23 protein-coding genes are annotated in these 25116 nt (G+C 62.0%); 12 read left to right on the top strand and 11 right to left on the bottom strand.

The genetic code is table 11. The features are described 5' to 3' along the window. Positions 1-54 precede the first annotated feature (54 nt). Positions 55-3573, top strand: coding sequence for a DNA polymerase III subunit alpha (dnaE, locus tag GNP00_RS01420; protein ID WP_011580594.1), 3519 nt, complete (start codon positions 55-57; stop codon positions 3571-3573). Here the strand turns inward: dnaE and GNP00_RS01415 are convergent. The 3 genes from GNP00_RS01415 to GNP00_RS01405 all read right to left on the bottom strand — a co-directional run bounded on the left by GNP00_RS01415 (position 3565) and on the right by GNP00_RS01405 (position 5417). Continuing rightward, positions 3565-4215 carry a disulfide bond formation protein B gene (locus GNP00_RS01415; RefSeq protein ID WP_425482941.1) on the bottom strand — a complete coding sequence of 217 codons (651 nt, stop codon included), beginning with the start codon at positions 4213-4215 and terminating at the stop codon, positions 3565-3567. The two genes, dnaE and GNP00_RS01415, sit on opposite strands and share 9 nt — an antisense overlap. Continuing rightward, positions 4209-4373 (bottom strand): hypothetical protein, encoded by a 165-nt coding sequence (locus tag GNP00_RS01410; protein WP_157038045.1) that lies wholly within the window; start codon positions 4371-4373, stop codon positions 4209-4211. The genes GNP00_RS01415 and GNP00_RS01410 overlap by 7 nt, the downstream gene beginning before the upstream one ends. 246 nt (positions 4374-4619) lie before the next feature. After that, positions 4620-5417, bottom strand: coding sequence for an ElyC/SanA/YdcF family protein (locus tag GNP00_RS01405; RefSeq protein WP_166015691.1), 798 nt, complete (start codon positions 5415-5417; stop codon positions 4620-4622). Positions 5418-5695: 278 nt separating this feature from the next. Between GNP00_RS01405 and GNP00_RS01400 the strand changes: the two genes are divergently transcribed. Continuing rightward, positions 5696-6082, top strand: a complete 387-nt coding sequence (locus GNP00_RS01400; protein ID WP_011580598.1) for a MerR family transcriptional regulator — start codon at positions 5696-5698, stop codon at positions 6080-6082. A 6-nt stretch (positions 6083-6088) separates the two neighbouring features. On the opposite strand, the gene GNP00_RS01395 is transcribed toward GNP00_RS01400, so the two are convergent. Together GNP00_RS01395 and GNP00_RS01390 are read right to left on the bottom strand one after the other, a co-directional pair. Next, positions 6089-6568, bottom strand: a complete 480-nt coding sequence (locus tag GNP00_RS01395) for a methyltransferase family protein (protein WP_011580599.1) — start codon at positions 6566-6568, stop codon at positions 6089-6091. 30 nt (positions 6569-6598) lie between these two features. Further along, on the bottom strand, positions 6599-7537 hold the full coding sequence (locus tag GNP00_RS01390; RefSeq protein ID WP_041544640.1) for a heparan-alpha-glucosaminide N-acetyltransferase: 939 nt from the start codon (positions 7535-7537) through the stop codon (positions 6599-6601). 259 nt (positions 7538-7796) lie between these two features. Between GNP00_RS01390 and GNP00_RS01385 the strand changes: the two genes are divergently transcribed. After that, positions 7797-8450, top strand: coding sequence for a YiaD family glycine zipper/OmpA-like lipoprotein (locus tag GNP00_RS01385; RefSeq protein WP_011580601.1), 654 nt, complete (start codon positions 7797-7799; stop codon positions 8448-8450). Positions 8451-8633: 183 nt separating this feature from the next. Here GNP00_RS01385 and recA read toward each other — a convergent pair whose 3' ends face one another. Then, positions 8634-9716, bottom strand: coding sequence for a recombinase RecA (recA, locus tag GNP00_RS01380; RefSeq protein ID WP_011580602.1), 1083 nt, complete (start codon positions 9714-9716; stop codon positions 8634-8636). Between the two features lie 232 nt (positions 9717-9948). Between recA and GNP00_RS01375 the strand changes: the two genes are divergently transcribed. The 3 genes from GNP00_RS01375 (at position 9949) to alaS (ending at position 14620) form a co-directional block, all read left to right on the top strand. Continuing rightward, positions 9949-10890 carry a PfkB family carbohydrate kinase gene (locus GNP00_RS01375; protein WP_011580603.1) on the top strand — a complete coding sequence of 314 codons (942 nt, stop codon included), beginning with the start codon at positions 9949-9951 and terminating at the stop codon, positions 10888-10890. An 11-nt stretch (positions 10891-10901) separates the two neighbouring features. After that, entirely contained in the window at positions 10902-11816 is a 915-nt protein-coding gene (locus GNP00_RS01370; RefSeq protein ID WP_011580604.1) for a pseudouridine-5'-phosphate glycosidase, read from the top strand. 140 nt (positions 11817-11956) lie between these two features. Beyond that, entirely contained in the window at positions 11957-14620 is a 2664-nt protein-coding gene (gene alaS / locus GNP00_RS01365) for an alanine--tRNA ligase (RefSeq protein ID WP_041544641.1), read from the top strand. A gap of 59 nt (positions 14621-14679) precedes the next feature. Here the strand turns inward: alaS and GNP00_RS01360 are convergent, their stop codons facing one another. Beyond that, on the bottom strand, positions 14680-15894 hold the full coding sequence (locus GNP00_RS01360; protein WP_011580606.1) for an NADP-dependent isocitrate dehydrogenase: 1215 nt from the start codon (positions 15892-15894) through the stop codon (positions 14680-14682). A gap of 141 nt (positions 15895-16035) precedes the next feature. On the opposite strand from GNP00_RS01360, the gene GNP00_RS01355 reads away from it, so the two are divergent. The 4 genes from GNP00_RS01355 (at position 16036) to ttcA (ending at position 19557) form a co-directional block, all read left to right on the top strand. Next, complete coding sequence (locus tag GNP00_RS01355) at positions 16036-16824, top strand: RNA methyltransferase (RefSeq protein ID WP_011580607.1); 789 nt, start codon at positions 16036-16038, stop codon at positions 16822-16824. Between the two features lie 65 nt (positions 16825-16889). Then, entirely contained in the window at positions 16890-17714 is an 825-nt protein-coding gene (murI, locus tag GNP00_RS01350) for a glutamate racemase (protein WP_011580608.1), read from the top strand. A 286-nt stretch (positions 17715-18000) separates the two neighbouring features. Beyond that, complete coding sequence (rpsD, locus tag GNP00_RS01345; RefSeq protein WP_011580609.1) at positions 18001-18618, top strand: 30S ribosomal protein S4; 618 nt, start codon at positions 18001-18003, stop codon at positions 18616-18618. Positions 18619-18702: 84 nt separating this feature from the next. Further along, positions 18703-19557, top strand: coding sequence for a tRNA 2-thiocytidine(32) synthetase TtcA (ttcA, locus tag GNP00_RS01340; protein WP_011580610.1), 855 nt, complete (start codon positions 18703-18705; stop codon positions 19555-19557). Here ttcA and GNP00_RS01335 read toward each other — a convergent pair. After that, entirely contained in the window at positions 19554-20801 is a 1248-nt protein-coding gene (locus GNP00_RS01335) for a multidrug effflux MFS transporter (protein WP_011580611.1), read from the bottom strand. The two genes, ttcA and GNP00_RS01335, sit on opposite strands and share 4 nt — an antisense overlap. 184 nt (positions 20802-20985) lie before the next feature. Continuing rightward, complete coding sequence (gene grxD / locus GNP00_RS01330; RefSeq protein ID WP_011580612.1) at positions 20986-21321, bottom strand: Grx4 family monothiol glutaredoxin; 336 nt, start codon at positions 21319-21321, stop codon at positions 20986-20988. A 207-nt stretch (positions 21322-21528) separates the two neighbouring features. On the opposite strand from grxD, the gene GNP00_RS01325 reads away from it, so the two are divergent. Both GNP00_RS01325 and GNP00_RS01320 read left to right on the top strand, forming a co-directional pair. Next, the gene (locus tag GNP00_RS01325; protein WP_011580613.1) at positions 21529-22119 is read left to right on the top strand and encodes a biotin transporter BioY; all 591 of its coding nucleotides are present in this window, start codon (positions 21529-21531) and stop codon (positions 22117-22119) included. Next, positions 22116-22580, top strand: a complete 465-nt coding sequence (locus GNP00_RS01320) for a DUF1284 domain-containing protein (protein WP_011580614.1) — start codon at positions 22116-22118, stop codon at positions 22578-22580. Before GNP00_RS01325 ends, GNP00_RS01320 begins: the two co-directional genes overlap by 4 nt. Before the next feature lie 13 nt (positions 22581-22593). Here GNP00_RS01320 and GNP00_RS01315 read toward each other — a convergent pair whose 3' ends face one another. Then, positions 22594-22827, bottom strand: a complete 234-nt coding sequence (locus GNP00_RS01315; RefSeq protein ID WP_011580615.1) for a BolA family protein — start codon at positions 22825-22827, stop codon at positions 22594-22596. Positions 22828-22854: 27 nt separating this feature from the next. Next, positions 22855-25089, bottom strand: a complete 2235-nt coding sequence (gene purL, locus GNP00_RS01310) for a phosphoribosylformylglycinamidine synthase subunit PurL (protein ID WP_011580616.1) — start codon at positions 25087-25089, stop codon at positions 22855-22857. Between the last annotated feature and the right edge of the window lie 27 nt (positions 25090-25116).

Below are 25116 nucleotides of genomic sequence, written 5' to 3'. Positions count from 1 at the left end.
CAAGGAGCGCTACATGCATGTCATCGGCCACACGAATCCTCGGGAAAATTGACCATGGCGGGCGATCGGACGTCGCGTGATCCTCTCGTGAAGGAAGCTGCGCGCCGCCAGGGGCGGCCGGAGCGCAACTTTATCCATCTGCGCGTGCACTCGGCCTATTCCCTGCTTGAAGGCGCTCTGCCGCTCGGAAAGATCATCGGGCACGCGCTGAAGGACGAGGCGCCCGCAATCGCCACCGCGGACACCAACAATCTCTTCGGAGCCCTTGAATTCGCGCAGAAGGCCGTAAAGGACGGCATCCAGCCCATCATCGGTTGCCAGCTCGACGTGGCTTTCGATGATGCCTTTGCCGAGGCCCGTCGCGCGGCAAGCCGCAAGTCCTTTGCGGACTACGATCCGCTGGTGCTGATTGCGGCCACCGAGGCCGGCTATGCCAATCTCGTGCGGCTGATGAGCCGCGCTTATCTCGACAACGAGGCGGGTGAGCCACCCCATGTGGCGGCCGACTGGCTCCAGGAGCATTCGGAAGGCATCATCTGTCTAACCGGCGGCCCACGCGGGCCGATCGGCGCGCCCTTGAAAGCCGATCGTGCGGAACTGGCCGAAGCGCGTCTCCTCCTTCTGAGGGAAACCTATGGCGACCGGCTTTATGTGGAATTGGAGCGGCTCCAGGGCTATGACCGAAACCTGGAGGCGGCGGCGGTCAACCTCGCCTATAGGCACGACCTGCCGCTGGTTGCCACCAACGAGGCGTTCTTCCCGACGCGCGACGACTTCGATGCCCATGACGCGCTGATCGCGATCGCGGAGGGCTCCGTCATCGCCTCGGATGACCGGCGCCGGCTCACGCCCGACAATTATTTGAAGACCCAGGCCGAGATGGCTGCGCTCTTCGCCGACCTGCCGGAAGCGCTCGACAATACGCTGGAGGTCGCGCGGCGCTGCTCCTATTACCCGAAGACCCGCAAGCCCATTCTGCCGCGCTTCACCGGCGACGAGGCAGGGGACGAAGCCGCCGCGCTCCAGGCGGAGGCAGACGAGCTGAGGCGTCAGGCCCGCGAAGGTTTAGACAAGCGGCTGGCCATACAAGGCATCGCCGAGGGGCACAGCGAAGAGGAATATGCCGCGCGGCTGGAATACGAGCTCGGGGTCATCGAACGGATGAAGTTTCCCGGCTACTTCCTCATCGTGGCGGATTTCATCAAATGGGCCAAGGCGCATGATATTCCAGTCGGCCCCGGCCGCGGTTCCGGCGCAGGCTCGCTGGTGGCCTATGCGCTCACCATCACCGATATCGATCCGCTGCGTTTTTCGCTGCTGTTCGAGCGCTTCCTAAACCCCGACCGCGTATCAATGCCGGATTTCGACATCGACTTCTGTCAGGACCGCCGCGAGGAGGTGATCCGCTACGTCCAGCAGAAATACGGCCGCGACCAGGTCGGGCAGATCATCACCTTCGGAACGCTGCAGGCCCGCGCCGTGCTGCGCGATGTCGGCCGCGTCCTGCAGATGCCCTACGGCCAGGTGGACCGGCTCTGCAAGATGGTGCCGTCCAACCCCGCCAATCCCACGCCGCTCGGCAAGGCCATCGAGGACGAACCGCGCTTCGCCGAAGAGGTTGAGAAGGAGCCGATCGTCGGCACGCTGCTTGAGATCGCGCAGAAGCTGGAAGGTCTCTACCGTCACGCCTCCACGCACGCTGCAGGCATTGTGATCGGTGACCGGCCGCTCTCCGAACTCGTGCCGATGTATCGCGATCCGCGTTCGGACATGCCCGTTACCCAATTCAACATGAAATGGGTGGAGCAGGCGGGGCTGGTTAAATTCGACTTCCTGGGCCTGAAGACGCTGACCGTGCTGGAAAAGGCGGTCCACCTCATCCGCCGCCGTGGCATAGAGATCGACCTGTCCAAGATCCCGCTGGACGACAAGAAGACATACGAGATGCTCTCGCGCGGCGAAACGGTCGGCGTGTTCCAGGTGGAAAGCGCGGGCATGCGCAAGGCGCTGATCGGCATGAAACCGGACCGAGTTGAGGACATCATCGCGCTTGTCGCCCTCTACCGCCCCGGCCCGATGGAGAACATTCCCACCTACAATGCCCGCAAGCATGGTGAGGAGGAGATGGCCTCGATCCACCCCAAGATCGATCACCTGGTGAAGGAGACGCAGGGCGTCATCGTCTATCAGGAGCAGGTGATGCAGATCGCGCAGGAACTGGCTGGCTATACGCTCGGCGAAGCCGATCTGCTCCGCCGTGCCATGGGCAAGAAGATCCGCGCCGAGATGGACAAGCAGCGCGTCCGCTTCGTGGAGGGCGCGGTGGAACGCGGGGTGACGAAGCAGCAGGCAGATTTCATCTTCGACCTGCTCGCAAAATTCGCCGATTACGGCTTCAACAAGTCGCACGCGGCCGCCTATGCGGTGGTTTCCTATCAGACCGCCTATCTCAAGGCGCATTATCCCGTGGAATTCCTGGCCGCGTCCATGACCTACGACATGGCCAACACGGACAAGCTCAATGATTTCCGCCGCGACGCAATCCGGCTCGGGATAGAGGTGGTGCCGCCATCGGTGCTGACCAGCTATCGCGACTTCGAGGTTGGCGAGAACCGGATTTTCTACTCGCTTGCCGCCATCAAAGGCGCGGGCGACGCCGCGGTGGAGCACATTGTTGCGAAGCGGAAGGAAAAGCCGTTCGAGAGCATTGAGGATTTCTGCGCCCGGGTCGATCCAAAGATCGTCGGCAAGCGCGTGCTCGAAAGCCTTATCTGTGCCGGCGCTTTCGATTGCTTCGGGCTTGACCGCGCCGCGCTCTTTGCAGGCGTCGACCGCCTGATGGGCATGGCCTCTCGCGCGGCCGAAGACGCCGCAATCGGTCAGGCGGACATCTTCGGCTCCGCCGCGATCGAGCCGCAAAAGCTTCAGCTGCCCGCCACCGCTCCCTGGCTTGCGGCGGAAAAGCTTCATCGGGAATTCCAGGTGGTTGGGTGCTATCTGTCGGCCCATCCGCTCGATGATTATTTGCCTACGCTTGAAAAGCTGCGCGTACAGAGTTGGGCTGATTTTCAGGCCGCGGTGAAGCGCGGGGCCACGGCCGGCAGGCTCGCCGGCACCGTCACGGCCAAGCAAGAGCGCAAGACGCGCACCGGCAACAAGATGGGCATCGTGCAGTTTTCGGACGCAACGGGCCAGTATGAAGCCGTGCTCTTTTCAGAGGCGCTGGCCCAATATCGCGACCTGTTGGAGCCCGGTCGCTCGGTCGTCATCATGGTTTCGGCCGAGGATCGCCCCGAGGGCATCAATCTGCGTATTCAAACGGTGCAATCGCTCGAAGCCGAGGCAAGCTGCATGCAGAAGGCGCTGCGCATCTATCTGCGTGACCCGCAGCCGATCGCGGCGATTTCCTCCCAGCTCACCACGCGCGGGGAAGGGCAGGTCAGCCTTATCGTCATCAAAGACGGCGGCCGGGGGGAAATCGAGATCGGCCTGCCCGAACGCTACCGCATCTCCCCCCAGGTTGCCGCCGCCATGCGTGCCGTCTCCGGCGTGGTGGATGTGGAGTTAGTTTGAAGTGGCTGGGGCACCCTCCAAAGATTCGAGCAGTGAATAGCCGAAGGTATGACACTCTCCGACGCCGCATTGCAGCACGACCGACCCGAAATTTACCAGTCCGATGAGGATGACATAAAGGCTGAGCGCCGTCGCAAGACCCCGGATCACTGGCAGGCCGGTGAGACGCGCTTCGTGCATATGGTTCTTGCCGCTCCAGAAGATCAGCTCGAATGTGAAGGCGATGAGCAGCGCAAGCGCGATCAGCACTGACCAGACCGGCATGTGGAGCCCGAAAACGGCGCTGCCGATATATTCGTGGCCTGGCCGCGGATAGATGTCGAGCAATGTCTGCCGCACCGAAACCACCAGCAGGAAGACCGTGAACAGGAGGCTGAAGCCGGTGTTCCGAACGGAGAAGCCGTTGCGGAACTGCTGCATGATGCCGAAACAGACGCCGAACAGCGCCACGCGCTGCAGCAGGCAAAGCGGGCAGGGCAATTCACCCCGGGCATATTGCATTACCATCGCCGCGGTGAGGATCGCGGCGATCACCGTCATCATCGCCAGCAGATAGAGATAGTTGAGCGTCGACGGCAGCGTACGCACGCTGGGCTGCTTAAGGCTTTCCATGCCGGCAATCATGGTGTTCTCGCTCATGATAGTTCTCCCCGTGTCAGTGCCAGAACCGCGAAGGTATTATCCGGGACAGGTGGGTTCTCGATGATCCGGGTCTGGATCCAGGGCATACGGAAGCCGTATTCGGGGCTGTAGACCTCCCAAAGAAATTCCCCGACCGCCACGCAGAGGGTTAAAATCATGAAGCCTACCGCAATGGGCCGGCGGCCAAACCATGCCAAGACAAGCGCAAGTGATAGGAGTGCAAATACAAGGGCCATCATGTTGGAATACCTCTCGACCAAAGAGTACGTGAAAAAAAGAAACCAAAAGACTAAGTGAGTCGCTTGCATTATAGCAATGGGAGCGATTTCTGGTTGGTTTCTGCAGTACCGCGCCAAAAACAAGCGCGGCTTTCTTCCTGCCAGACGCTTTTGCCCGAGAACCGGCTAGCTTCCTTCCGGTGCTGGGAACAGCTCGGTTCCCTTGGCGAAATAATATGCTGCGAGCCCCAGCCACTCATGAGCGGCGATGTCCGTCAGATAAAGTCCTGCGGCGACAGAAGGGGCGAGGCTGCTCAGGGCGGAGCGTCGGGCCAGGTAGTCGACGGGATAGGGGAGGACGGGGAAGCCGGCGGCGCGAAAGCAGCCAACCGCCCTCGGCATATGAAACGCGGACGTGACGAGCAGCCATGTCTCGCCGGGTTTCGGAGCCGCTACCGCCTTGCTCTCGATTGCATTCTCGCACGTGTTTCGGGAGCGCTCCTCAAGCTCGATCCTGTCGGCCGGCACGCCGATCTTCACGAGAAGTTCACGCGCAAGCGCCGCTTCGGTCCTGTCATGGGTGATCAGCAGGTCGTTGATGCCGCCCGAGAGAAGAATTCTGGCATTCGGGTAAAGGCGGCTGAACTCAGCCGTCTTGGTAAGCCGCTCCGCCGCATCGGTCAGGGCGATGGTCTTACGTTCGGCTGAAACATCGGTGTCTATTTCTCCGCCAAGAACGACAATTCCGGCGATCGGGCCGCTGATTGCTGGCCTCGGAAACCGGTTCTCCAGCGCCAGCAGCGCCGCGCTGCCGAGCGGCGACCAGCCGATGACGGCGAGCAGAATGGCCGCGGTGCCCACGAAGAGTGTGCCGGCAACTTTCCGCCGGAAAAGAAGAAGGACGAGACCAAGAAGCGCGACGAATCCGACCAGGTTCGAAGGAACCGCGAAAATCGAAAACAGCTTGGAAAGAAAGAAGAACACGGCCGGCACCCCTGCTTATCCCCACCGCGGATTTTAAAAGGTGTTTTCGAGGGGAACGAGTTGACCGTCCGGAGGAGGTTCCATCATCTCAACAGTGCGCCGCTGCTTCCATAAGCTACAAAGCAGGGAGCGGTTAAAGCAGTCGAGATCGGTACTTCGATGACGCTCGTGCGCCCACTCATAGCTTGGTGAGAGGAAGCGATCGGATCGCGTGAATTGACTTTTACGTAATCCAGTGACAGTGACACTTTCCCCAGATGCTGCAAGCCGGGTGACCTATGCGGGAATATTATACGATAACGGAGCTCACGCGGGAGTTCGGCATTTCCACGCGCACGCTGCGCTTCTATGAGGACGAAGAGCTCATCAACCCGGTACGCCGCGGCCGCACGCGCCTCTATCGCCCATCAGACCGCCACCTGATCCGTCAGATCCTGCGCGGGCGCCGGCTCGGCTTTTCCATCAATGAGATTCGCGAGATCATCCAGGTTTACAAGGCTCCGCCGGGCGAGGTCGGGCAGCTGCGGCTTCTCCTTGGGAAGATCGAGGAAAAGCGCCAAGTGCTTCGCCAGAAACGCCGCGACCTCGAAGACACCTTGCAGGAATTGGATCAGGCCGAAGAGGCTTGTGTGGAACGGCTGGCCGAACTTGGCGTAACGACCTGACCGCGGTCAGAACCAGCGGCGCACTTTCTTCTGGTAATCCCGATAGCGCTTTCCGAAATGTTGGGCGAGATGGCGCTCCTCGGGCTCGATCGCAAGCTTCTGAGTGGCGAATGCAGCAAGAAGGGCAAACAGCAGAAACCACGCATTGCCGACGATGAGGCCGATGGCGATAACGATCAATGTCCCGCCGAGATAAATGGGGTTGCGGCTGAAGGAAAAGGGGCCGTCGGTTACGAGCTGCGTCGCGCTTCGGGTCGGCATTACCGTGGTTTTAGCCAGGCGCAGCCGGCGAAGCGCGGCAATATTGATGGAAAGCCCGGCGAGGCCGATCAGCCAGCCCGCCGCAAAGAGGATATCGGAAAGGGGCGATCCGAACCAGACGGAGGGGACCATTTGATCCGCAATAATCGCCAGAGCGACCGCCGCGACGTAAAGCATTGGCGGCCACGGGATGCGGCTTGGCGCATCGTCAAGCGGCTGGCTCATTTTCCCGTTCCTCCCAATTAGCCGGCGAGACTATTCTTCCTTCTCCATTGAGCATTGCAAGACCAGATTTTCGAGCCAGGCCCGCGTTTCCTCATCCGGATTAGCGGCAAAGAGCGCGTCGCTTCTGCCTTGCGCTGCCACTTCCTCCAGCACGCAGCCGCAATAGGCGCGGCAAAAGGCTTCGTCGCGCTGGGTCGAGCATTGCGCGGTGCACGCCTGCATGAATGCGGGACCCCGGTCCGGGGGCATCACCTGCATGAAAAGCCAAACGCAGGAGAAGAGCACCGGCTGATGCAGGAGATAGAAGAGAAGGCTGTGCCTTCCCGCGACTGCGAGCACTGGCATCACTCCGCCCGGCCGGATCTCCGAAAGCCGTGCAAGGAGGCCGAAACGTTCCGCCGTCTTCGCTCCGGCAATGCCCAGAAGGACGGCGCCGAACCAGGGAAAGAAGGGAATGTAGTCGTTGGTCGTCGGTACATTGCTCGAAAGTCCGGTCCACCAGAAGGCTGGATGGTCGAGAAAGGGCGCCTGGATGTAATGCGGCGCGGCGATGACGGCGGCCGCAAGGAGCAGAAGGACCGGTACGGGCAGCCGCAGGACGGCTGCGCCGACAATAGTGGCAAGCGCGATATGATGCAGGATGCCGAAGAAGATGAAGGAATCGGGAAAAAGGATGTAGGTCGCGGCCGTGATCGCCACGGCGGCGGCGGCAATCATTCCGAGTCGCTTCAAAAACGGCCGGGCCCGGAAACGGTGACCGTGGGCAAGGTAGAGGCTGAAGCCGACAAGAAAAAGGAAAGAGCAGGCGATCGACCGCGCAAAGAATTTCCACGCGCCGGTAATCGACATTCCCGGCTCCACATAGCCGAAGAAGTCGAGATCCCAGGTGAAGTGATAGATCGCCATTGCCACCAGCGCGACGCCGCGGGCGATATCGATGAGTTCAATTCTGGATCGCGCAGCCTGCATCCTATTCCTCGATTTGGTCCGGGCGGCCGAGGACGACTCTGGCAGGGTCGGCCCGACGAACCAACGCATATTATTCCCGTCCTATCAATGCCGTCGAAGCGAGCGGTGCGCGTTCCCGCCGTTCTAATGGGGATAAGGTGCCGCCGGGAAACAGCCGGCTCCGCGCCTGCCCGATTTTCGAACATTTTATGCTAAAGCTGAGGCGCATAACTGATTCTCCGCTGGCGGGGCGGAGGAAACCGATCAGGAGAGGATGCCGATGCTGAAAAGAGTGATTGCTGCCGCCATTGCGGGAGCGCTGGTCACAGGGTGCACCACCGACCCCTATACGGGACAACAAAAGATGTCCAACGCGGCCGGAGGGGCTGCGCTCGGAGCGTTGGCGGGCGCTGGCCTTGGGCTTCTTGCAGGGGGCAATGATCGCCGCAACGCGCTTTTGGGCGCGGGCATCGGCGCGCTCGCGGGAGGCGGCATCGGCCTTTATATGGATCAGCAGGAGGCGCAGCTGCGTGCCCAGCTCCAGGGGACAGGCGTCAGCGTCACGCGTCAGGGCGACTACATCATCCTGAACATGCCGTCCAACATCACCTTTGCCACCGATTCCGCCGATATCCAGCCGGCCTTCTACCAGACGCTGAATTCGGTGGCGCTCGTTTTGAAGCGCTATAACCAGACACTTGTCGACGTCTACGGTCACACGGATTCGACCGGCAGCCTGCAGCACAATATGCAGCTGTCGCAGCGCCGCGCCGCATCGGTGGCGGATTATCTGATCGCCCAGGGAACGGACAGCCGGCGCTTTGCCGTCATCGGCCAGGGGCCCTCACAGCCGATCGCCTCGAATGCGACGCCAGAAGGCAGGGCACAGAACCGTCGCGTGGAGATTCGTCTCGCTCCGCTTACCGCGGGCTAGAGCCGTTCAGTAATTTTTTTGATTTTGACATGAAAGCCGGGTGGAACACCCCGGCTTTCATTTTGCCTGGAACGTCCCGGCGGCAGGACAGCAGCTCCACCAATCTCGCGCAGATCGCCTGACCAGGAAACGAAAGGCGCCGCACATTGGCGGCGCCCTTTTCAACCCTTAGGGGATTCCCGCTCAGCTTTCGGCGGCGTCGTCCAGCGAACCGTCCTTGTCTGCCTCAAGGAAGCGCTCGGCGATAAGGCCGGCATTCTGCCTGAGGGCCAACTCGATCTCGCGCGCGACCTCCGGATTGTCGCGCAGGAAAAGCTTCGCGTTCTCCCGCCCCTGGCCGAGGCGCTGGGAGTTATAGGAGAACCAGGCGCCGGCCTTCTCCACCACGCCCGCTTTCACTCCGAGATCGACAAGCTCGCCGGTCTTCGAAACGCCTTCGCCATACATGATGTCGAATTCGACCTGCTTGAAGGGTGGCGCCATCTTGTTTTTGACCACCTTCACGCGCGTCTGGTTGCCGACCGTCTCTTCCCGGTCCTTGACCGAGCCGATGCGGCGGATGTCGAGACGAACCGATGCATAGAATTTCAGCGCGTTGCCGCCGGTCGTCGTCTCCGGCGAACCGAACATGACGCCGATCTTCATGCGGATCTGGTTGATGAAGATCACCATCGTATTGGAGCGCGAAATGGATGCGGTGAGCTTCCTCAGCGCTTGGCTCATCAGGCGGGCCTGCATGCCTGGAAGCGACTCGCCCATCTCGCCTTCGATCTCGGCGCGGGGGGTAAGGGCCGCCACGGAGTCCACCACGATCACATCCACTGCGCCCGAACGAACCAGCGTGTCGCAAATCTCCAAGGCCTGCTCGCCCGTATCCGGCTGGGAAATGAGCAGGTTCTCCAGATCCACGCCCAGCTTACGGGCATAAACGGGATCGAGTGCATGCTCGGCATCGATGAAACCGCAGATGCCGCCCTTCTTCTGCGCTTCGGCAACCGTATGCAGGGCCAGCGTCGTCTTGCCCGAGCTTTCCGGCCCATAGATCTCGATAATGCGGCCGCGCGGCAGGCCGCCCACGCCCAACGCAATGTCCAGCCCGAGCGAGCCGGTCGATATCGTCTCGATTTCAACGACCTTGTCGTTGGCGCCAAGCCGCATGATCGAGCCCTTGCCGAAAGCCCGCTCGATTTGCGACAGCGCTGCATCCAATGCCTTGGACTTGTCCACCCCGTTTTCCTCTACAAGCCGCAATGTGTTCTGAGCCATGATACAATACCCCTTGTCCTCAATGGAGGCCGCGCTGGCCAATCTCCCGATCTTTTATGTACCCGTTTTGTTCGCATTTTGCAATAGTGCATATCCTCCTGAAAAATAAGGGAAAATCTTCTGGTGTTCGTTTTTTGTTTTTCCATGGCAGCCGGCTTTCCGCGGCAATGCGCTGCATGCTGCCGGGAACCATTTGGGGCAAAACCGCGGCAACGGCGATTCGGAGGAAATGATGGCGGGTGATCGGCTGTTCGCGATAGGAGGGGCGCATATCGATCGCCGCGGACGCGTGGAAGGGCCCTATGTGCCTCAGGCCTCCAATCCTGGAACCATGCGCGAGGAAGTGGGTGGCGGGGCTTTCAACGCGGCGCGAATGGCCATGCAACGCGGCCTGTCGGTGACTTTGATGTCGCTTCGGGGCGGTGATGCGGCGGGCCAGCAGGTTGCCGAGGCAATCGAGGAAAGCGGGATCGAGGACTGTTCCGCCGTCTTTCTCGACCGCGCCACCCCGAGCTACACGGCGATCCTGACGGAGGACGGCGACCTGGTGGCGGGCCTGGCCGATATGGGCCTCTACGAAATCGGTTTCGCCAAGCAGCTCCGGCGGCGCAAGATCCGCGACGCGCTTGATGAGGCCGGCGCGGTTCTCTGCGATGCCAATCTGCCTGTGGAGGCGCTGAGGCTGGTTGCCGAACGCGCGGCAGAAAAGCCCATTTTCGCGATCGGCATCTCCCCTGCCAAGGTGGAGCGCCTGGCGCCTATTCTCGGGCAACTCTCATGTCTTTTCATGAACCGGCGCGAGGCATGCCGGCTGGCGGGCCTGCCGGCGGACGCATTCACACCGCAAGCGGCTGAGGCGCTGGCCGCGCGCGGCCTGAAGGCGAGCCTCATCAGCGGGGGCGGTGAGCCGTTGCTCGTCATGGAAGGAGGCAATTTGTACCAGATTGCGCCGCCTGCGCCCGACCGGCTCGCCGATGTGACCGGGGCGGGCGATGCGCTTGCCGGTGCAGCCATCGCCGCGCTCATGCGCGGAATGCCCCTGGCCGACGCCGCCCGCGAAGGTGTCGCAGCGGCCAAGCTTGCGCTGGAAAGCGAGACGGCTGCTCCTAGAATCGACGAAACGAGCTTCCGCGCGGCGCTTGCCCTGGTGCCGCAGCCGCGCCCGGCGGGATAAGGAGAGTAGAGATGAACCTTGCGCGAGAGATCGACATATACGGCCCCGTGGCTGAGGCGCTCTCGGCCGGAAAGCCTGTCGTGGCGCTCGAAAGCACGATCATCACGCATGGCATGCCCTGGCCCCAGAACAGTTCGATGGCGGCCGAGGTGGAGGCCATCGTCGCGGCGGAGGGCGCCGTGCCGGCGACGATTGCCGTCATGGCCGGCCGTCTCAAGATCGGCCTTTCCGGTGAGGAGCGCGAAAAGCTCGCGCGGGCTGAAGATGCCATGAAGCTGTCGCGCGCCGATCTGGCCTTTGCCATTGCCGAAGGGCGCACTGGCGGCACGACGGTGGCTGCGACGATGATTGGCGCGCATCTGGCCGGAATTGGCGTCTTCGCCACCGGCGGCATCGGTGGAGTACACCAGGGGGCGGAGAAGAGTTTCGATATCTCCTCGGATCTCGATGAACTGGCGCGCACCCCGGTCATCGTCGTGTCGGCCGGGCCGAAGGCTATTCTCGATATTCCGAAGACGCTCGAAGTGCTGGAAACGCGCGGCGTACCGGTGGTTGGTTTCGGTACTGACGCCATGCCCGCATTCTGGTCTAGGACATCCAAATGCCCGGCGCCGCTGAGGCTCGACACGGCGCAGGAGATCGCGCGTTTCCAGAAGACCCGCTCTCGGCTCGGCATCGTCGGCGGCATGCTGATCGCCAACCCGGTGCCGGAGGAGGCCGAAATCCCGGCGGAGGAGATGGCGGCCTATATCGTCGAGGCGCAGGCGGACGCGGAAAGTGCCGGGATCGGCGGCAAGGCGGTCACGCCCTTTCTGCTCGCCCGCATTCTGGAGATCACCGGCGGCAGAAGCCTGAAGACCAATATCGCGCTCGTTAAGAACAATGCGCGCCTTGCCGCAAGGATCGCGATCGCTCTGGCTGCCTAGCGTAGCGGTTTCCACCTGCCTTTGAGCCGCAAAGGAAGGGACGCGCCAGCCAGTCCGCTGGTGGACAGGTTCCAATGCGGGCGCTAAAAGGCTGCAACCCTTTTCCGCCAAGGCGGCGGACTTCTCGCAAAGGCAATTACATGAGTGGCGTCAACGACATCCGGTCGGCTTTTCTCGACTTTTTCAAGAAGAACGGGCATGAGGTGGTGGCCTCCGGCCCGCTCGTGCCGCGCAACGACCCCACCCTCATGTTCACCAATGCGGGGATGGTGCAGTTCAAGAACGTCTTCACCGGCATGGAAACGCGCCCCTATAACCGCGCGACCACGGCACAGAAATGCGTTCGCGCCGGCGGCAAGCACAACGACCTCGACAATGTCGGCTATACGGCGCGCCACCACACCTTTTTCGAGATGCTGGGCAATTTCTCTTTCGGCGACTACTTCAAGGATGTCGCCATCGAGCTTGCCTGGAATCTCGTGACGAAGGAGTTCGGCCTTGACCCCAAGCGCCTGCTGGTGACCGTCTACCACACGGACGACGAGGCGGCCGGGCATTGGCGCAAGATCGCGGGCCTGCCCGAGGAGCGCATTATCCGCATTCCGACCAGCGACAATTTTTGGGCAATGGGCGATACCGGCCCGTGCGGTCCATGCTCCGAAATCTTCTTCGATCACGGCGAGGGCATTCCTGGCGGACCGCCCGGCAGTCCCGATGAGGATGGTGACCGCTTCATCGAGATCTGGAATCTCGTCTTCATGCAATACGAGCAGGTAAGCCCGGATGAGCGGATCAACCTGCCCCGGCCTTCGATCGATACGGGCATGGGGCTGGAGCGCGTTGCCGCCGTGCTGCAGGGCGTGCACGACAATTACGAGATCGATCTCTTCAAGGCGCTGATCCATGCCACGGAGGAGGCGGTGGGTGTGCGCGCCGAAGGAGAGCGGCGCCCGAGCTACAAGGTGATCGCCGACCACCTGCGCGCTTCAAGCTTCCTGATCGCCGACGGCGTCCTGCCGTCCAATGAAGGGCGCGGCTATGTGCTGCGCCGCATCATGCGCCGCGCCATGCGCCACGCGCAGCTCCTTGGCGCCGAGGAGCCGTTGATGTGGCGGCTCGTTCCCGCACTCGTCCGCGAGATGGGCCAGGCTTATCCGGAACTGGTGCGCGGCGAGGCGCTGATCACAGAGACGCTGAAGCTGGAGGAGACGCGCTTCCGAAAGACGCTGGCGCGCGGCCTTAACCTGCTTTCCGACGCCACCGGGGGCATGGGCGAGGGTGACCGGCTGGACGGTGAAACGGCTTTCAAGCTCTACGATACTTACGGCTTTCCGCTCGATCTCACGCAGGATGCACTGCGCCAACGCGGTGTCACCGTAGACCTCGAAGGCTTCAATGCTGCCATGGAGCGCCAGAAGGCCGAGGCTCGCGCCAGCTGGGCAGGCTCCGGCGAAGCGGCGACGGAGGCGGTCTGGTTCTCCGTCAAGGACAGGACCGGCGCAACCGATTTCCTCGGTTACGAGACCGAGGAGGCGGAGGGCATCATCGCTGCTCTTGTCAAGGACGGCGCGATGGTCGAAACCGCGGCCGAGGGCGAGGAGGTGGCGGTCGTCACCAACCAGACACCGTTTTACGGCGAGTCCGGTGGCCAGGTGGGCGACACCGGCACAATTGAGGGTGAAGGCTTCGCCATCGAGATCAAGAATACGCAGAAGAAGGGCGAAGGCCTCTTCGTCCATTTCGGTCAGGTTAAGAAGGGCACCGTGAGAATAAGCGAGCCGGTCTCGCTGCGTGTCGATCACGAGCGCCGCACGCGCATCCGCGCCAACCATTCCGCGACCCATCTCCTGCATGAAGCCTTGCGCGAGGTGCTGGGCACCCACGTCGCCCAGAAAGGATCGCTCGTGGCGCCCGACCGCCTGCGCTTCGACTTCTCGCATCCCAAACCGATCGCGGAAGAGGAGCTGCAGCAGATCGAGGATCTCGCCAACGAGGTCGTGCTGCAGAATGCGCCCGTGGTCACCCGGCTGATGGCGGTGGATGACGCCATTGCGGAAGGCGCCATGGCGCTCTTTGGCGAGAAATACGGCGACGAGGTGCGCGTCGTCTCCATGGGCAAGGGCACGCAGGGCGAAAAGAGCGGCAAAACCTATTCGCTTGAGCTTTGCGGCGGCACGCATGTGAATGCCACCGGCGATATCGGCCTCGTGCACATCATTGGGGAAGGCGCGGTCGCCGCGGGCGTCCGCCGCGTCGAGGCCCTTACCGGGGCTGCCGCGCGCCGTTATCTCGACGAACAGGAGCGCCGGCTCAAGGCGGCGGCTTCTGTGCTGAAGGTGTCTCCCGGCGATCTCCTGCCGCGTCTCGAAACGCTCGTGGAAGAGCGGCGCAAGCTGGAGCGCGAGCTTTCCGAGGCGCGCAAGAAGCTCGCCCTCGGTGGCGGCGCGGGCGCGAAGGCGGGCGAGGAGAGGGAAGAAGTGGGTGGCGTCGGCTTCATTGGCCGCGTGGTTGAAGGCATCTCGCCGAAGGACCTGAAGCCGCTCGCCGATGAGGGCAAGAAGTCCCTCGGCTCCGGCGTGGTGGTCTTCGTCGGCACCTCGGAAGAGGGGAAGGCGAGTGTCGTCGTCGGCGTTACTGATGATCTAACGGGACGCTTCAGCGCCGTCGACCTCGTGCGCAAAGCCTCCGCAGCGATCGGCGGGCAGGGCGGCGGCGGCCGGCCCGACATGGCCCAGGCCGGCGGTCCGGACGCAGCCAATGCCGCAGCCGCGGTGGAGGCTGTGCGGGCGGCGCTCGCCGGCTGATCCAAGCGGAAAGCGAGATCAAATAAAAAGGGCGGCTGGGCCGCCCTTTTTCATGCTTGTCAGGCCGCCATGGCCTTCTGCAAATTCTCGTCGATCTTGTCCAGGAAGCCAGTCGTAGAAAGCCAAGGCTGATCCGGCCCGATGAGGAGCGCGAGGTCCTTGGTCATGTGGCCTGCTTCCACGGTATCCACGCAGACACGCTCCAGCGTTTCGGCGAACTTCTTGAGTTCCGCATTGCCGTCGAGCTTCGCGCGATGGGCAAGCCCGCGCGTCCAGGCGAAGATGGAGGCGATGGAGTTCGTGGAGGTCTCTTCGCCCTTCTGGTGCTGGCGGTAGTGACGCGTCACCGTGCCGTGGGCGGCCTCGGCTTCCACGGTCTTGCCGTCCGGCGTCATGAGCACGGAGGTCATCAGGCCGAGGGAGCCGAAGCCCTGGGCCACGATGTCCGACTGCACGTCGCCGTCATAGTTTTTGCACGCCCAGACATAGCCGCCGGACCATTTGAGGCTCGCCGCCACCATGTCGTCGATCAGCCGGTGCTCGTACCAGAGCTTCCTTTCCTTGAAGGCGGCCTCGAACTCCGTCTCGTAGATTTCCTGGAAGATGTCCTTGAAGCGCCCGTCATAGGCCTTGAGGATCGTGTTCTTGGTGGAAAGATAGACCGGGAACCCGCGCTGCAGGCCGTAATTGAAGGAGGCGCGCGCAAAGTCGCGGATCGAGTCGTCCAGATTGTACATGGCCATGGCCACGCCCGAGCCCGGCGCGTCAAACACCTCGTGCTCGATTACCTCTCCGTCCTCGCCGACAAACTTGATGGACAGCTTGCCCTTGCCGGGGAACTTGAAATCCGTCGCGCGGTACTGATCGCCAAAGGCATGGCGGCCGACCACGATCGGCTTCGTCCAGCCTGGCACCAGGCGCGGCACGTTGCGGCAGATGATCGGCTCGCGGAAGATGACGCCGCCCAGGATGTTGCGGATCGTGCCGTTGGGCGACTTCCACATCTTCTTGAGCTTGAATTCCTCCACCCGCGCTTCGTCCGGTGTGATGGTGGCGCATTTCACGCCGACGCCGTATTTCTTGATAGCTTTGGCCGCATCGATGGTGATCTGATCGTCGGTTTCGTCGCGCTTCTGGATGCCGAGGTCGTAATATTTGAGATCGATATCGAGATAAGGGTGGATCAGCTTGTCCTTGATGAGCTGCCAGATGATGCGCGTCATCTCGTCGCCATCCAGTTCGACGACAGGATTGTCCACCTTGATCTTCGCCATAAGCCTCTCTCCGGAAAAGGCGGACCGCGCCGCCAACAGATATACTTGAAGGTGGCGCCCCTATAGCATCGTTGCGCCGCTTGGCAAAGACGGCGGATGCCAGGCTTTACCCCGGTGCGATAAGGCGCTAACAGCCGCTGCATGGCAGGCACGGATAGACAGCGCGATCTGCTCGCCGAAGGACCCGCAATCGTCCTCGTCGAGCCTCAGTTGGGTGAGAATATCGGCATGGTGGCACGCGCCATGGCCAATTTCGGCTTGGGCGAGCTGCGCCTCGTCAAACCGCGGGACGGCTGGCCGAATGAAAAGGCCCGCGCTGCCGCAAGCCGGGCCGATCATGTCATCGACGCGACCAAGGTCTTCGACGATCTTGCGGGGGCGGTCGCGGACCTGAACTTCCTATATGCGACCACGGCCCGGCCGCGCGACAATTTCAAGCCGGTGCGCGGGCCGGTGGAGGCAACGCTGCAATTGCGCGCACGTCATGCCGCGGGGCAGAGGACCGGCATTCTCTTCGGCCGCGAGCGCTGGGGGCTCACCAATGAAGAGGTTGCGGTTGCCGACGAAATCGTGACATTCCCGGTCAACCCCGCCTTTGCCTCGCTCAATGTCGCCCAGGCGGTGCTTCTGATGTCCTATGAATGGTTGAAGGCCGGAGGGGAGGGCGTAGCGCCCGTCTCGCCCGAGCACGTTCCCGCGCCGCGTGAACACCTCAACAGCCTCATGGATTATCTTGACCGCGTGCTCTCGGAGCGCGGCTATTTCCGCAATGAGGACAAGAAGCCCAAGATGTTCGACAATCTTAGGGCGCTCTTTACCCGGCCGGGTTTTACTGTCGAGGAACTGGCGGTGCTGCGCGGCGTGCTGGTCTCGCTAGAGAAATTTTCGCCTAAGAAGCCGCGCGGGTCCGGTGCGCCTGAAACCGATTGATTCATGATGTCGAGCCCTTTCACGCAACGTAGAGCGCGACGCTCACCGTGGTTCCTCGTGTCACAATGACCGCGCTCGCACAAACCAGCCCCATCCTCTTCTTCGATTCCGGCATCGGCGGGCTTTCCGTCGTGAAGGAAGCGCGCGTGCTCCTGCCCGAGCACCCCTATGTCTATGTGGCCGATGACGCCGCCTTTCCCTACGGCGCCTGGGAAGAGGGGGCGTTGCGAGCCCGCCTTGTGGAACTCTTCGGAAGTCTGATCGCGCGTTTTGCGCCATCTCTCATCGTCATCGCCTGCAATACGGCTTCGACGCTTGCGATCGCCGATCTGCGGGCGGCCTATCCGAGCCAGCTCTTCGTCGGCACCGTGCCGGCCATAAAACCGGCCGCCGAGCGCACGCGCTCCGGCCTCGTTTCGGTTCTTGCCACGCCGGGCACGGTGAAGCGGCAATACACGCGCGACCTGATCAGCGCCTATGCGGCCAAGTGCCATGTGCGGCTGGTGGGCAGCGAAAACCTGGCAAGCTTGGCGGAAAAATATATGCGCGAAGGATTTGTCGACGAGGAGGCGGTGCGCAAAGAGATCGAACCCTGCTTCATGGAACGCGACGGTCAGCGCACCGACATCGTCGTTCTGGCCTGCACCCACTATCCATTCCTGGTCAACCGCATGCGCAAAATGGCGCCTTGGCCGGTGGATTGGATCGACACCTCAGAGGCAATCGCCCGCCGGGCGCTGACTTTGGCCGAAACCCTTCCGCCACCCGCCCGGCCGGACCTGCCCGACCGCGCCTGCTTCACATCCGGAAACCCACCGGCCAGCCTGCGGCGGCTGGCATCCGGCTTCGGCTTCAGGATTGTGGATGGGATTGAGGCCGCGGCGGGCTGACCCGCTCCGGCCGCCATCCCTCAGGTCAGGGCGTCGGCCTCCAGGCTGGCGGGAGACAGCGCCGATGATGACACGCTAATGGTTGACTTTCCCGCTCGTCTCCCTTAGGGACACGACGAGCGCGATGGCGTCATTCGCCGCCGCGCTTTTTTGACGTGTCCCGTGAACATTGCCTCAAGCGTGCGGCGATGTCCTGTCAGGCCTCGAAAACGGAGGCCAGAGGAGGGCGCGTTTCCTTCGTCCGGAACATGAGGTTTCGGATGCAATTTGTTGTAAAGGGAATGCGATGAGCAAACGCCAATCCGCAAAGTACAAGCTTGATCGCCGTATGGGCGAGAATATCTGGGGCCGTCCGAAGTCGCCGGTCAATCGCCGCGAATATGGCCCCGGCCAGCACGGCCAGCGCCGCAAGGGCAAGCTTTCTGACTTCGGCCAGCAGCTCCGTGCCAAGCAGAAACTCAAAGGCTATTACGGCGATCTTTCTGAGAAGCAGTTCCGCCGCATCTATGACGAGGCGAACCGCCGCAAGGGCGAAACCACCGAGAACCTGATCGGTCTTCTGGAATCGCGCCTCGACGCGATCGTCTTCCGCGCCAAGTTCGTGCCGACCCCCTTCGCCGCGCGCCAGTTCGTCAACCACGGCCATGTGAAGGTCAATGGCCGCCGCGTGAACATTCCGTCCTATCGCTGCAAGCCGGGTGACGTGATCGAGGTGCGCGAGAAGTCGAAGCAACTCACCGTGGTGCTGGAGTCCGTCGCGCTCGCCGAGCGGGATGTTCCCGACTATATCGAAGTCGATCACAACAAGATGACCGCGAAATATGTGCGCATGCCGGCGCTGGCCGATGTGCCCTATGCCGTGCACATGGAGCCGAATCTCGTCATCGAGTACTATTCGCGCTGATATCGTTCGAATTGCCGGAAAAGGCCGCCAGTGGCGGCCTTTTTCTTTTGGCGGACCGGCGTTATGGAGGGGCAGGAGATTGCCATGACGTTCCATCAGCCAGTGTCTGAAACGGCCCAACCGGATGAGGCTTCCGGCCATCCACTTTTTGCCGATGCTCCCTCCTCAGTGGAGTTCAACAAGCTCCGCAAGAGGCTTCTGCGCCAGGTGCGCCAGGCGTTCGAGGATTTCACCATGGTGAAGCCGGGCGACCGCTGGCTGGTGGCGCTTTCGGGCGGCAAGGATTCCTACGGGCTGCTTGCCGTTCTCCTCGATCTCAAATGGCGCGGTCTCCTGCCGGTCGAGCTTCTGGCCTGCAATCTCGACCAGGGGCAGCCGAATTTTCCCAAGCATATTTTGCCGGATTATCTTACCCGTCTCGGCGTTCCCCATCGCATTGAATACCAAGACACCTATTCCGTGGTGACGGAAAAGATTCCTGAAAACCGCACCTATTGCTCCCTCTGTTCGCGCCTTCGCCGCGGGCATCTGTACCGCATCGCGCGGGAGGAGGGGTGCTCCTCGCTCGTTCTCGGCCATCACCGCGAGGACATTCTGGAAACCTTCTTCATGAATTTCTTCCACGGCGGGCGGCTTGCAGCCATGCCGCCGAAGCTTCTGAACGACGAGGGCGATGTACTGGTGCTGCGGCCGCTCGCCTATTGCGCGGAGACGGACTTGGTGAAATTCGCCGAGGGAATGAAATTCCCGATCATTCCCTGCGATCTCTGCGGCAGCCAGGATGGCCTGCAACGCAACGCGATGAAGGCAATGCTGGAAGATATCGAGCGTCGTATGCCCGGCCGCAAGGATACAATGATCCGCGCGCTCGCCAATGTGCGGCCGTCGCATCTGCTGGACCGGCAACTCTTCGACTTTGCCGGTCTCGGAATTCTCTAAACCGGCGCGCTTACCTGGCGGAACAGCTGTCCGCGTTCGCCGATCAGAACCAGGATCAGGCCGACACCTCCTGAGATGAAATAGCCAGCCGCCAGCGGCACCAGCGTACCGTCAAAAGACAGGCCGATGAGGGCGCCAAGCACGCCGCCTCCAAGCGTCGTTATGAATCCCTGCACCGCGGCCGCGGTACCTGCCACGCGGCCCAGCGGCTCCATGGCTATGGAATTGAAATTCGGGGCCACCCAGCCGAACTGGAACATGGCCAGCGAGAACAGGATAAAGAAGAGCCAAAAGGGCTCATAGTCGAAAAGGGCCATGATCAGCCAGATTCCGGAGACAGCCACGAAGCCCAGCAGCGCGGCGTGGGAGAGGCGGCGCATCCCGTAACGGCCAACGAGCCGGGCGCTTGTAAAGGAGGAAACCGCCATCAGCCCGGCGCCAATGGCGAACATGAGCGGGAACAGCGTTCCCATATCATAGATCTCCACATAGATCTGCTGCGCGGAATTGATGAAGCCGAACAGAGCCCCGAAAATGGCCGTGCTGGCCAGTGTGTAGCAAAGCGCCACCCGGTTGGTGAGGACGAGGCGGAAACCCTCCATGATCGAGCCGAGGGAGAGCGAGCGCTTCATTTCCGGTGCCAGCGTTTCGGGTAGGCGCAAAAGCGTCCAAACCGTGATGATGAGGGACATGAAGCCCATGAGCAGGAAAATGCTCGGCCAATCGTCGAACAGCATTGCCACCTGGCCGAGGCTGGGCGCCACGACTGGGATAATCATGAAAACCATCATGACCATCGACATCACTTCGGCCATGCGCCGGCCGCCATAAACGTCCCGGATAGCCGAGATCGCGACCACCCTGGTTGCGGCCGCCCCGATTCCCTGCAGGAGGCGGAGCACCAGCATGGCTGCGAAGCTCGGCGCAAAAGCGCAGGCAAATCCTGTGGCGACGTAAATGACAAGGCCGATGAGCAGAGGGGTGCGGCGTCCGAAGCGGTCCGTTATCGGCCCATAGAAAAGCTGGGCGCCGCCGAGCCCCAGCACATAAGCGCTGATGATGAGCTGACGGCTGTTCTCGTCGGCCACGCCGAGTGCGGACCCGATCTGCTGCAGGCCTGGCAGCATGATGTCGATCGCCATCGCATTGAGCGCCATCAAGGCCGCCATGAGTGCGATGAATTCTGTTTTCCCAATGGACAAGGCAGCCGAGGCGGGCGCCTCTCGCGCGAGGGAATCGTCCATGTTCTTGCTCCGGCAAAGGCGCGCCTGCAGGACAAGGGCGCGCTGTCGTAAAGAAATAGCGACCCCCAGGCAGGAGCGCCTGAAGGGGCCGGAAAAAATGTCGGCTGGCAGTCGACTGAGATGATCAGATGTTAAGGCACTTAAACCCGGATGCGTGCCGGGTGAGACCGCCTACTGCAAGCGGTCAGGCGGCCCCGCGGACGCTCACCCCTTTTTCTTCAAGGAAGGACTGCATTTCGCCTGCCTGGAACATCTCGCGCACAATGTCGCAGCCGCCGACAAATTCGCCTTTTACATAAAGCTGGGGGATGGTCGGCCAGCTCGAATATTCCTTGATCCCCTGGCGCAATTCGTCCGAGGTCAGCACGTTGATGCCCTTGTAGTCGACTCCGAGGTAATCGAGAATCTGCACGACCTGGCCGGAAAAACCGCACTGGGGAAAGCCCGGCGTGCCCTTCATGAAGAGAACCACGTCGTTCGTCTTCACCTCGTTGTCGATGAATTCATTGATGCCGCTCATCGCGTCTTCCTTTCTTTGCCGGGGTCAAGGCCCGGCATTCATAGTGCTTTGGTCTCTTATCTATTGCACGACGGGAAGGCGTGCAATGCGGCGAGGGTATAATCCGACACGACAGTCAGCGGCGTAGCGCGCGCGGCTGGTTGCGGAATTGCCCGCACAGCGGCAAACTCCCGTGCACTCAGTTCGATTCCCACCGATGGTCGCTTCATGTCAAATCTGTCGAAATCAGCGTCAAAAACCGCATTAAGCCCACTCGGCCGGCAAAATCGGTCGTTTGCCTTGCAAGCTGCGGCGGTCGCCTTCGGGTCGGCCTTTCTGGCGCTTGCATCGTATATCGAGGTGCCGATGTATCCCGTGCCGATGACCATGCAGACCTTTGCGGTCGCATTTTTGGGCGCGATCTATGGATGGCGGCTGGGGGGCATCACCGTCCTGGCATGGCTCGTCGAAGGGGCATTAGGGTTGCCCGTGCTCGCCGGCGGTGGCGGCGGCTTGCTGCATTTTTCCGGACCGACCGCCGGTTATCTTTTCGCCTTTCCCCTGATGGCAATGCTTACGGGCTGGCTTGCCGAGCATGGCTGGAACGGCAGCCGCGTCTTTCTCGCCTTCCTGTCCATGCTGCTCGCCAACTGCCTTTGCCTTTTGCTTGGCGCGGCGTGGCTTTCAGGCATGATCGGCGTCGAACAGGCGATCATCCACGGGGTGACCCCATTCATTCTCGGCGCTGTTTTGAAATCCGCGCTGGGCGCTGCGGCACTCAAGGCGCTCCAACGCGGCAAGGTGTTGCCTTCGGCGTGACCATCCGGCTCCGAGCACATCACCTGCTGTGCCTGCTGACCTATGTCGGCAAAGGTTACAGCCCCGCCTTCACCGCGAATTACGACGTGATTGCGGGGCGACTCGCTGCCGGTGAAGACATCCTCGTTGTTGGCGGGCCCGATGACATCTGCGCTCCCATGCTCGGCGATGCCGAGCCGCACTGCCTTTGCGAGAGTGTGCGAGAACGCGATCGTCTGGCGGCGGATGACGTGGCGGCTCTCCTGGGCCGGCCGATCACGCCGGGTGTATCGCTCAAGCTGCGGAACGCGGATCTGCATCGCATGCGCGCGGCGTTCTCCTCAGGGCAGGTCCGTGCGGCATGCGTGGGCTGCGAATGGAATACACTGTGCAACGAGATCGCCGGTTCGGGCTATCGTGGTGCAAGATTCTGTAGCGTTGCCGAGAATTGCGGCGATTTACATCCCGCCGGGAAAATTTAGGCGGGTGTGCTGCTCAATTGGGCACGCTGGTCTGCAGTGCAAGTGCATGCAGCGCGCCGCCCATGTTGCCTTTTAGGGCTTCATAGACCATTTGGTGCTGCTGCACACGGCTCTTTCCCCGAAAGCTTTCGGACACGACCTCCGCCGCATAGTGGTCCCCGTCACCCGCAAGATCGCGGATGGTGACCTTCGCATCCGGTATGGCTTCCTTGATCAGGCGTTCAATGTCGCCCGCGCTCATGGCCATGATCAATCTCCCCTTCGGCCCGCCCATTCATTGCAAGCTTCCGTCCTGCATGAACCTCGGGAACCAGCCCTCATGGGCTTCTTTTAGTTCTTCAACCGATATGGCACGTGCCTCGCCCAGTTTCAATTCGCGCCCCCCGGTGACGCCGATCGCGATCAGCGATACCCCCGCTTTTCTTGCGTCCTCGATAAGCGTCGCCAGCTGCGCGTCCTCTCGCGCAAGGGCTGCCGTAAGCACGTAACGGCCTTGATCTTCGCCGAAGAAAGCCGCCGATGCGCTGTTTACCGGGGCATCGATCCTGGCGCCGATACCGGATGCCATCGCCATTTCTGCCAAGGCGACCGCAAGTCCGCCGTCGGAGCAGTCATGAGCGGCCGTAACAGTGCCTGAGCGGATCACGCCGCGCACGAAATCGCCCACGCGCTTTTCATGTGCCAGATCCACGGGCGGCGGTGCGCCTTCCGCGCGTCCATGGACGTCGCGAAGATAGGCCGATTGGCCGAGATGCGTTCCCCAGCTTTCCGGGGCACCGGCAAGAAGAATCGCCTGGCCTTCGCCTGCAAAGGCGATGCGGGCCATCTTAGACCAATCCGGAATGAGCCCGACACCGGCAATGGTGGGCGTCGGCGGTATCGCCTGGCCAAGCGTCTCGTTGTAGAGCGAAACATTGCCGGAAACGATGGGGAAGGAGAGGGCGCGGCAGGCCTCGCCTATGCCCTTTATGGCGCGCACGAACTGCCCCATGATCTCCGGCCGTTCCGGATTGCCGAAATTGAGGTTGTCGGTGACAGCGAGAGGGTCCGCCCCGGTGGCGGTCAGGTTGCGCCAGCACTCCGCCACCGCCTGCTTGCCGCCTTCGAAGGAATCGGCCTCGCAGTATCGCGGCGTTACATCGGAAGAAAAGGCAAGCGCTTTGGTCGGGTGATCCTCCACGCGCACGACACCGGCATCGCCGCCGGGGATCTGCAGCGAATTGCCCTGGATCAGCGTGTCATACTGTTCCCACACCCAGCGGCGTGAGGAGAGATCGGGCGAACCCAGGAGCTTCAGAAGCGAATCCGCGACATCTGCTGCGGGCACCGTGGCGGCATCGAGGGCAGGGGGCATTTTAGGCTCCGCCCAGGGCCGGTCATATTCCGGCGCCTCGTCGCCCAGCTCCTTGATGGGAAGGTTCGCGACCTCCTCTCCTCCATGCAGGATGCGGAAGCGTAGATCGTCCGTCGTGCGGCCGACGATCGCGAAATCAAGCCCCCATTTGCGGAAGATTTCCTCTGCCTCCGGCTCCTTTTCGGGCCTGAGCACCATGAGCATGCGCTCCTGGCTTTCCGACAGCATCATCTCATAGGCCGACATGCGCTCCTCGCGCACCGGCACCTTGTCCAGGTCGAGTTCAATACCGAGATCGCCTTTGGCGCCCATTTCGACCGCCGAGCAGGTCAGGCCCGCTGCGCCCATATCCTGAATCGCGATAACGGCACCGGTCGCCATCAACTCCAGGCAGGCTTCGAGAAGGCACTTCTCGGTGAATGGATCGCCCACCTGCACCGTTGGGCGCTTCTCCTCAATGGTTTCGTCGAACTCGGCCGAAGCCATGGTGGCGCCGCCCACCCCGTCGCGGCCGGTTTTCGCGCCCAGATAGACCACCGGCAAGCCGACGCCCTCGGCCTTGGAATAAAAGATCCCATCGGTGCGGGCGAGGCCTGCCGCAAAGGCGTTGACCAGGCAATTGCCGTTGTAGCGCGGGTCGAAATTGACCTCGCCGCCGACAGTCGGCACGCCGAAGGAGTTGCCGTAGCCGCCGATGCCGGCCACGACGCCCGCCACAAGATGCTGCGTCTTGGGATGATCGGGCGCGCCGAAGCGCAGCGCGTTCATGGCAGCGATCGGCCGCGCGCCCATGGTGAAGACGTCGCGGAGGATGCCGCCCACGCCTGTCGCCGCGCCCTGGTAGGGCTCGATATAGGAGGGGTGGTTGTGGCTCTCCATCTTGAAGACAACGCACTGTCCGTCACCGATATCCACCACGCCGGCATTCTCGCCGGGTCCCTGGATCACCTGCGGGCCGGAGGTGGGCAATGTCCTGAGCCACCTCTTGGAACTTTTGTACGAGCAATGCTCGTTCCACATGGCCGAGAAGATGCCAAGCTCGGTGAAGGTCGGCTCGCGGCCGATCAGATCGAGGATGCGTTGATACTCGTCTGGCTTAAGTCCGTGCGCAGCCACCAGCTCGGGTGTGATCCTGATATCGTTGGGGATCGTCATCGTCCGTTATCCGTTGCGGAGAGTCTG

The organism is Chelativorans multitrophicus (assembly GCF_011317445.1).
Lineage (GTDB): Bacteria > Pseudomonadota > Alphaproteobacteria > Rhizobiales > Rhizobiaceae > Chelativorans > Chelativorans multitrophicus.
Note: the sequence above shows the minus strand (reverse complement) of the source record. Positions and strands in the feature narration are given on the sequence as shown.

Coding starts and splice junctions, on each gene's coding strand:
- dnaE (WP_011580594.1), top strand. CDS start 55: ATGGCGGGCGATCGGACGTCGCGTGATCCTCTCGTGAAGGAAGCTGCG.
- GNP00_RS01410 (WP_157038045.1), bottom strand. CDS start 4,373: ATGATTTTAACCCTCTGCGTGGCGGTCGGGGAATTTCTTTGGGAGGTC.
- GNP00_RS01400 (WP_011580598.1), top strand. CDS start 5,696: ATGCGGGAATATTATACGATAACGGAGCTCACGCGGGAGTTCGGCATT.
- GNP00_RS01395 (WP_011580599.1), bottom strand. CDS start 6,568: ATGAGCCAGCCGCTTGACGATGCGCCAAGCCGCATCCCGTGGCCGCCA.
- GNP00_RS01390 (WP_041544640.1), bottom strand. CDS start 7,537: ATGCAGGCTGCGCGATCCAGAATTGAACTCATCGATATCGCCCGCGGC.
- GNP00_RS01385 (WP_011580601.1), top strand. CDS start 7,797: ATGCTGAAAAGAGTGATTGCTGCCGCCATTGCGGGAGCGCTGGTCACA.
- recA (WP_011580602.1), bottom strand. CDS start 9,716: ATGGCTCAGAACACATTGCGGCTTGTAGAGGAAAACGGGGTGGACAAG.
- GNP00_RS01375 (WP_011580603.1), top strand. CDS start 9,949: ATGGCGGGTGATCGGCTGTTCGCGATAGGAGGGGCGCATATCGATCGC.
- GNP00_RS01370 (WP_011580604.1), top strand. CDS start 10,902: ATGAACCTTGCGCGAGAGATCGACATATACGGCCCCGTGGCTGAGGCG.
- alaS (WP_041544641.1), top strand. CDS start 11,957: ATGAGTGGCGTCAACGACATCCGGTCGGCTTTTCTCGACTTTTTCAAG.
- GNP00_RS01360 (WP_011580606.1), bottom strand. CDS start 15,894: ATGGCGAAGATCAAGGTGGACAATCCTGTCGTCGAACTGGATGGCGAC.
- GNP00_RS01355 (WP_011580607.1), top strand. CDS start 16,036: ATGGCAGGCACGGATAGACAGCGCGATCTGCTCGCCGAAGGACCCGCA.
- murI (WP_011580608.1), top strand. CDS start 16,890: ATGACCGCGCTCGCACAAACCAGCCCCATCCTCTTCTTCGATTCCGGC.
- rpsD (WP_011580609.1), top strand. CDS start 18,001: ATGAGCAAACGCCAATCCGCAAAGTACAAGCTTGATCGCCGTATGGGC.
- ttcA (WP_011580610.1), top strand. CDS start 18,703: ATGACGTTCCATCAGCCAGTGTCTGAAACGGCCCAACCGGATGAGGCT.
- GNP00_RS01335 (WP_011580611.1), bottom strand. CDS start 20,801: ATGGACGATTCCCTCGCGCGAGAGGCGCCCGCCTCGGCTGCCTTGTCC.
- grxD (WP_011580612.1), bottom strand. CDS start 21,321: ATGAGCGGCATCAATGAATTCATCGACAACGAGGTGAAGACGAACGAC.
- GNP00_RS01325 (WP_011580613.1), top strand. CDS start 21,529: ATGTCAAATCTGTCGAAATCAGCGTCAAAAACCGCATTAAGCCCACTC.
- GNP00_RS01315 (WP_011580615.1), bottom strand. CDS start 22,827: ATGGCCATGAGCGCGGGCGACATTGAACGCCTGATCAAGGAAGCCATA.
- purL (WP_011580616.1), bottom strand. CDS start 25,089: ATGACGATCCCCAACGATATCAGGATCACACCCGAGCTGGTGGCTGCG.